Below are 2,282 nucleotides of genomic sequence, written 5' to 3' on the forward strand. Positions count from 1 at the left end.
ATTTCTATCTTTATTTTTGAGATCACAAATTGTGACTTTGAACTTTACCATATTTAACAGCATTCAAAGGTAGTGCTTTTAGCCTTTAAGCCACTATTGCACAACCCCTTTCTTTGAAAAGAACGTAAAATTAATAGTTTTATTGCGGTGATTGTCGTTTTATTAACTCACCAGCTTACACTCTCGTTAACACACACTAATTCTTGTAGAACCATAATAAAAAACTCCCCATAGAGTTTACTTTTGAATAGAATTTACGTAAATGACAAGATTTTTTGCCTGATTGACAAATATAGAATCTCCTTTTGCTTCATAAGAAAATAATGTATTATTATCCAAAAGTTTATCCTTACTAATCACAACAATTCTAACCAAAGGAATCCCTAAATAGTTTGCGAGTTTTTTATCAGATTCTACTTCACTTTTAGTATAGGATATTATACCATCACTCCTATACACATCTACATTTTGCAGTTTCTTTTTAACATAATAAACACTCTTTTTTATAGTATATTTCTCCCCTCTATATTCTATCGTTCCACAAGAATTATTATATTGTAATCCTGAGGAAACTTCTTTACAATATATTATATTGAAAGAATTATACTCTTGCTCCATAGAGCAAGAGTATAAAATATAGGTAAAAGCGTAAAGCGTAATTAAACAAATGTAATTTCTCATTTTATGGTTACATTTACAGTTTGAGGTCTTTCATTCACATTTCACCCATGTCGTAAGTAGAGGTCGTTACATTGCCCTCCGTGTCGGTGACACGGACAAAACGCTGTATGGCGTAGTATGGAAAATGTTTCAAAGATGCTAACGGAATTATCCTCAGATAAGCCCAACTGAATTTTAAGGCGGTTTATAACCTTGTTTTGTTGATACTTTCATGTTGCTCGTTTTTTATGTTATAGCTAAAGAACGATAGGAATTTGAGAATATTGTATGGAATTGTTGAATTAATCAAAAAAGTGCTTTAATATTGGTATAGATTCCGTTATTGGAATATATTGCGGAATATTACCGCCTTATGTTGAGACAATACTCACATTAAATATTAACGGAACCTATTTGTTGATACAGACATACAAGGAAGAGCAAAATGAACAGGAAAAGTTAAGGGGAACATTTCAAGTGCTTGACGGAAATATCTTGATGTTCATACCTCCTTCGAGTGGTGACAATATATTATACAAGGTGAGGGATGGCAACAATATTATTTTGATTGACTCGTTTGGTAACGAACCTAAAAAAGAAAATCGGGAAAACTATGCCCTAATAAAGAAATGAAATGTAAATAAACTGTGTTTACCCATTGTAGTAGAACACAGCTTATTTTACACTCGAACCAAAGATGGACTTTTACAAATTATTGTTTACAAAGACATATTGAATAGTAAACACACTAAGATTATTGTTGTTTTTTGTAGTATTCACCTCTCCATTTTATACCATTTGGTGTAACTTGTATATACTCTCCTAATAAATAATATTGATTGAAAAGTTTATCTGTTACATCAGGTAGATTTATAATAATACTTTTCTCAGTATTCAAATCCACTTTATACGGATACTCGTAGTATAAGACACCAAAGTATTGGCCTGCGGGATTACTTTCGGTATAATACATTGGTTGCAATGTAAATCTGAAACTTTTTGGAGAATTAATTCTATTACGATTCAATACTATAGTACATGTCCCTTTTTCAGTAATCCCAGAATACGAAATAGTTCCACAATAAACATTAAACTTTATAGGCATAGTTGTATTCGGAACTTTGAAAAGTATTTCAGCAAGAGTTTTATTACCAGAAACTTCTTCGATAATTAAAATGTTTTTAAAAGCACTTTGCATCGGTCCTTCTATTGAATTTATCTCAAAAAAAGTATCGCTGACTTTAGTTATTTGACAAATAGCCAAAGGAAAACTCTGTTCCCCCTCTATAGAAGAGGAGGAATAGAACTTTAGTGTGTCATTTTTAATTTCTATCAATTTTGAACTGGTTTCATTATGATAGATACCATTTTCAAGTTTTTTAGATGTTTCACCAAAACTAACCAATCCTATAACTGACAAAAAAATACAAAATATAAATCTCATTTATTTTTCAATTTTTGTTGACCCTTCAAAAAATCAGAATAATCTTTAATCATTGGATAGCCATATCCACCATTCGGATCTTTTATGGAGCCTACATAATGAACATTTGAACGAACTGTTGAGTGCTTCAAACTATTGAACCGGTCGCAATTTGCGACCAGTTCTCCTTTATCTTGAT

At 31.2% G+C, this 2,282-nt stretch carries 4 protein-coding genes; 1 reads left to right on the forward strand and 3 read right to left on the reverse strand.

Translation table 11 applies throughout. The features are described from left to right. Nucleotides 1-237: 237 nt before the first annotated feature. On the reverse strand, nt 238-681 hold the full coding sequence (locus tag DWV53_RS14960) for a hypothetical protein (protein ID WP_118155404.1): 444 nt from the start codon (nt 679-681) through the stop codon (nt 238-240). A gap of 363 nt (nt 682-1,044) precedes the next feature. Here DWV53_RS14960 and DWV53_RS14965 point away from each other — a divergent pair, with 363 nt between their 5' ends. Further along, complete coding sequence (locus DWV53_RS14965; RefSeq protein WP_254971789.1) at nt 1,045-1,293, forward strand: copper resistance protein NlpE N-terminal domain-containing protein; 249 nt, start codon at nt 1,045-1,047, stop codon at nt 1,291-1,293. Between the two features lie 121 nt (nt 1,294-1,414). Here the strand turns inward: DWV53_RS14965 and DWV53_RS14970 are convergent, their stop codons facing one another. After that, complete coding sequence (locus DWV53_RS14970) at nt 1,415-2,104, reverse strand: hypothetical protein (protein ID WP_118082112.1); 690 nt, start codon at nt 2,102-2,104, stop codon at nt 1,415-1,417. Beyond that, nucleotides 2,101-2,282 (reverse strand): hypothetical protein (locus DWV53_RS16015; protein ID WP_220432022.1); only part of this gene is annotated, 182 nt, incomplete at its 5' end. The genes DWV53_RS16015 and DWV53_RS14970, both read right to left, overlap by 4 nt.

It is taken from the genome of Segatella copri (assembly GCF_003465495.1).
GTDB lineage: Bacteria > Bacteroidota > Bacteroidia > Bacteroidales > Bacteroidaceae > Prevotella > Prevotella copri_G.

Excerpts from the sequence above, each read along its gene's own strand:
- DWV53_RS14960 (WP_118155404.1), bottom strand. The coding sequence starts at position 681 with ATGAGAAATTACATTTGTTTAATTACGCTTTACGCTTTTACCTATATT.
- DWV53_RS14970 (WP_118082112.1), bottom strand. The coding sequence starts at position 2,104 with ATGAGATTTATATTTTGTATTTTTTTGTCAGTTATAGGATTGGTTAGT.